Annotated in this window: 3 protein-coding genes; 2 read left to right on the forward strand and 1 reads right to left on the reverse strand. The window is 59.4% G+C overall.

Features of this window, described 5'->3' with window-relative positions:
- The first annotated feature begins 453 nt into the window (after positions 1 to 453).
- Positions 454 to 1,434: a DNA cytosine methyltransferase gene (locus AC4FS3_RS28360; RefSeq protein WP_491023317.1), complete on the forward strand. Its 981-nt coding sequence runs from the start codon at positions 454 to 456 to the stop codon at positions 1,432 to 1,434.
- On the opposite strand, the gene AC4FS3_RS28365 is transcribed toward AC4FS3_RS28360, so the two are convergent.
- Entirely contained in the window at positions 1,411 to 2,448 is a 1,038-nt protein-coding gene (locus AC4FS3_RS28365; protein ID WP_491023318.1) for a hypothetical protein, read from the reverse strand. The two genes, AC4FS3_RS28360 and AC4FS3_RS28365, sit on opposite strands and share 24 nt — an antisense overlap.
- Positions 2,449 to 2,926: 478 nt before the next feature.
- Between AC4FS3_RS28365 and AC4FS3_RS28370 the strand changes: the two genes are divergently transcribed.
- Positions 2,927 to 3,853, forward strand: a complete 927-nt coding sequence (locus AC4FS3_RS28370; protein WP_491023319.1) for a hypothetical protein — start codon at positions 2,927 to 2,929, stop codon at positions 3,851 to 3,853.
- The last annotated feature ends 728 nt before the right edge of the window (positions 3,854 to 4,581 follow it).

The raw sequence follows: 4,581 nt of genomic DNA on the forward strand, positions 1-4,581 counted from the left end.
GAGACCTTCGTGCAAATGGACCACAGGCCGACAATGCACTAACATTCAAACCGGACCACTCAGTGGGGGCATTCCATATGTGTAGCAAGAGTGAATGGTCAGCCCCAGTTCCTATAGCGCTGACCGATCCGCCTGCCAAACCCACACTCGTGACAAAAGTGACATTTTGTCACGAGTGCTCTGACAACTCCACCCGAGCACAAGGCTCGAAATTCGTGATAAGAGCGGGTTGAAACCAAGTGAATGTCGGCGGCACTAGGTCTGCCATGACTAACGGCCCATAGGCGGAAGACAACTCACATCACAGCAGCGCGCAGGGGCAATAATTTGGACATTCCTCTTGATTCGGCGTAACAATTGGCTCGCACCATGCCGGAGTAGCAGCTAAGGTCGCGTTGACGCGTAATACACTTTTGGTGTATGTGTTCCTGAAATGTTCACGGGAGGGTGCCCTTGGAGCTGACCAGCATTGACCTGTTTTGCGGAGCCGGGGGGCTGAGCCTCGGGCTTGAGCAGGCAGGCTTCCGGCCAGTATTGGGGCTAGACCTGAACAAGGACGCCTGTGCCACTTATCGCCGCCATTTCCCGACTGTCGAGGTCATGGAGCGGTCTATAACGGGGGTGGACTTCCGCCAGTGGCGAGGCGTTGACCTGATCGCAGGTGGGCCACCATGTCAGCCTTTTTCCAATGGTGGCAAGCGGCTGGCGGCCAATGACGTTCGGGACATGTTGCCAGAGTTTGTGCGGGCCGTGAACGAAGCGCTGCCCCGGGCGTTCATCATGGAGAACGTGGCGGGACTGCTGGCATCGCGCAACCGCGAATACTTTGACAGCGTGCTTGCGACCATCAGCGACCGCTACACAGTCCTGCCGCCCCGGATTGTCAACGCCGCTGACTACGGGGTGCCGCAGAAGCGCATCCGCGTCATGGTGATCGGGTTCCTCAAGGGCGAGGTGGACTTTCCGGCCCCGACCCACCGCGCGGGCCGCTACGTCACATCCGGTTCAGTGATCCAACGTGGAGAGGTCTTGGGCACACCGAACCCGTCCAAGGTTGTCTATGCAAAGACGCCCGACCTGCGCCCGAGCCCCTACGCGGGGCAACTGTTCAATGGGGGCGGGCGTGCACTGAACCTTGACCAGCCTGCACCAACCATTCTTGCGTCGGCGGGCGGCAACAAGACTCACTTTGTTGACGAGCTTGACCTTGTTCCCTCTTATCACAAGCATCTGTGGGATGGCGGAAAGCCCAAGGTGGGCGCGCTCCGGGGCGGGCGGCGGCTCACCGTGATTGAGTCGGCACTGTTGCAGAGCTTCCCGGCGGACATGGTGTTCGAGGGCTCCCGCAGTTCGCAATACACCCAGATCGGAAATGCGGTCCCACCGCGACTTGCAGAAGTGGTTGGGGCGTCAATCGCCCGCGCGCTCCACTAGGTCTGCGGCCCTAAGGCGCTCTACAAACAGGTTCACCCGATCCGTGTCGGGCTGGTAGCGGTCCAGGTATTCATACAGGCGCGTGAGCGCGTCGGCCCGTTGTGGCCGGGTCAGGACCGCCGCCAAAACCTCCACGACCTGCCGGGCGTCCAGCACTGAAACGTCCTCAGCCAATTCCTGCAAGGCCGCTGCCACTGCGGCGCGGTCCCCTTCGGGCCGGGAGGCGATGATGTGGAGGCGGGACAGGTCATTGTCGCGGATGGTCTTTGACGCGCCGAGGACCTTGGTGCGCCAGTCGTTGGCGGTCACTTCAAATGCGTCCATCACCCGGTTGCCCACGGCCACCTGCACGTCGCCCGCCGCAAACGAGCTTCGGTCAGAGGCATTCAGGTTCTTGGTCTCGACCCGCGCTCGGCCCTCGCCATGGTTCGCCACCAAAGTGTTCAGGAGCGCGGCGACGGCAAACTGTTCAAAGGCCCCACCGGATGGCGTCGCAAGCAGGCCATGCAGGAGGCTGACCACCCGGGAGAAGGTCAGGGCGCTCCGGTTGAGTGGCGGCATAGGGCGCACGGGCCGCGCCGTGGCCGCAACCTCCGCACAGGCAAGGCGGAGCGCTGTTTCCCGGTCTGCTGCGCTGGCCCCGTTCGCCCAGTTCAGCAGGCGGTCAAACTCCGCCACGTTGCCACGGGTCAACACGTCCGTGTTCTTGGCGATGTTCTGGTAGGCATCCTTGACGCTGCGGATGTGCCTCTGGGCAAGGAAGGCACCGAGTTGCTGCGCGACCGACCGTGCCCCGGCCTGACGCCTTGTTAGGTCCAGCTCTGGTCCAGCCAGCCCGTAGGCGAGTTGGATCATCACCCCGTCGCGGTAGCTTGTGCGACTGTCAGCCAACACTACGGCAAGGTCGGCAGCGACCTCCGGTGGAAGTGCATCCGCTGATTCCGCCGAAGGGGATGCAATGAATCCATCCACAAGTGCGAAGATGGTGTCCCGCGCGGTGTCGCTGATGCTCAATGCTGCCCCCCGATTCAATCAATGCGGGCAGTCTTGCAGATTTGTCAGTAGTATGCGAGCGGATGCGGCTATTGTGGGAAGTAGAGCCCCAAAGAAGGAGGGCGGGCAAGGCGCACGCCTTCCATCCTAGAACCCGGCTTAACTCACCTCACCGCTTCCAGCGATTGTAGAGGGTCGCGGGCGGGCCAAGGCGCGTCACACCAACGCAGGCCATAGGGATGATGATCGGCTCTATCTCAGACCCGCCTCGCGCTCCAGCCAGTGGCTTGACGGGATCCGGGTCAGATAGTCATGCCGCCAGTCAGATGGATCGGAGGCTGCGTGGCCATATCCTCCGAAGCGGCCGTTTGTGCCGCGAGGCGGAAAACCCGATATTAGCTATGGTCTGACTGAGCGGGCGAATTGTCAACACATGTCCATGCATGTTGACCGCCATGCCGTCATGAGGTCTGCTTAGGCTGAAAAGGCAGGTGACGAAATGGTCCAAGAGCTGAAGGCTTTTTTTAAAGATTACCCTCGGCAGATCTGCGAGATGCAGGGGGTCGGGCAATCCGAGCTACCCTCAGGCCTGATGGAGCAACTGCTGGACTATCGTGCGCGATCTCTCGCCATCCTAGAGGACGCCCAGGTTTTCCGGATCGATGTGGATGCCTATTGGATGATGGGCGAGCTGGTTAACGAGATGAAGCGAGATGGGCTAGACGAGCTCTACTCTCAGGTTCAGCTGCCATTTCCGACGATGGTCATCATGCCCCCTCTCTCGGGGGAAGATGGAATCCAGCGGCAGAATGACGGCTCTGTGCTCGGCTTGGTCACGCAGGTCGAGGGAGAGCTCTACACTCAGCGCTTCGCCATCCACCAGAACACCGTCGGCGCAAGCACTTGCTGCATGGTCACCAAAGGAATGAAGGCCGAGGTCGTTCCTACGCCCACTCGCGGATTGTTCGAGGCTGTCGGCATGCCGATTCCGAATGGCATGATCGAGGACGAACTCGCCATGAACCGGAATTTCCTCGGGGCTGCCGTCGCGATCGCCACACTGCTACGTCACGATGGAATGCTGGAGGTGCAGCAGGTCTCGCTCCACCCTAGGCATGAGAGACGTCAGGCTGAGCGGTCCGGCAAAGTGCTCCCCAACACGCTCATCAAGAAGATCGCCTTGGGCAAGTCGGGCCGCGGTCAGGTCGAGGCCATGAGGGCCGATATGGCAACTGAGGCGCGCGAAGGCATCCCGCGAAGGACCCATTGGGTCAGAGGGCACCATATGAAAAGCAGGTCGGGCAAACTCGTCTGGCGTATGCCTCATCTTCGCGGCGCCGGCCCGCTGGTCCCCCAGATGCGTCATGTGACAGGCCTTGTTTCAGCGAGAGGCGTTGCGACAACTCCGCTGTTCAATGATACTTGAACTTTCGCGCGAACAACATCTCGCTCACTCAAGCGCTAGGGCATAGTCGCTGGTCGACCTCGACATGTGCTGCATTGCCGCGATATTAAAAACTGCAGTTCGTCTTGCGCTGCAGAAAACGCCCGGCCAAGATGGTTGCGAAGCAGAAGCAAACTGCCGTTTGTTACTGCAGTACAATGATAACTGCGCACTAGGTTCCGTGCGTCAACGGGAGGAAAGCGGAGTTTGTCAGTCACTTATTCAGTCGGTACCTGAGTAATAGGTATGGCCAGCGATGACACTGATGGCCTCCGGTCTGTGCAGGAATACCGTACAGATACACTAATCACTGCGCAAAGAAAGAAATCCAAACCACAGGAATTACATCTGATACTGTTAATGTGAGCTGCAACCGGGTCGGTACAACCGACCTGAGACAGAAGGGGACGGCCACTGCCGCAATTGCTTCCAGAAGATCTTTCTAAAATAGTTTCGGGCGATCCGGAAGAGCTGGATGTTCATCTTCAGCTTGTCCAGCGTGATGTGGTCTTGAACGACTGCGTCGCCCGCCTTCATTGTCATTGTTTGACTGTTGACGGGAACGGGCGCGTTAAGCCAGAGCGTCTTGCAGAATTCATGCGCAACTCGATTATTGACTATGCTATCCCAAGATTGGGATGCCCCCACTGAAGTGGTCCACCCACAGGGATATGCTTATCCCGTTTTCAGGAGGACCAGATTATGGCTGG

The sequence above is a fragment of the Pseudogemmobacter sp. TB195 genome (assembly GCF_058313095.1).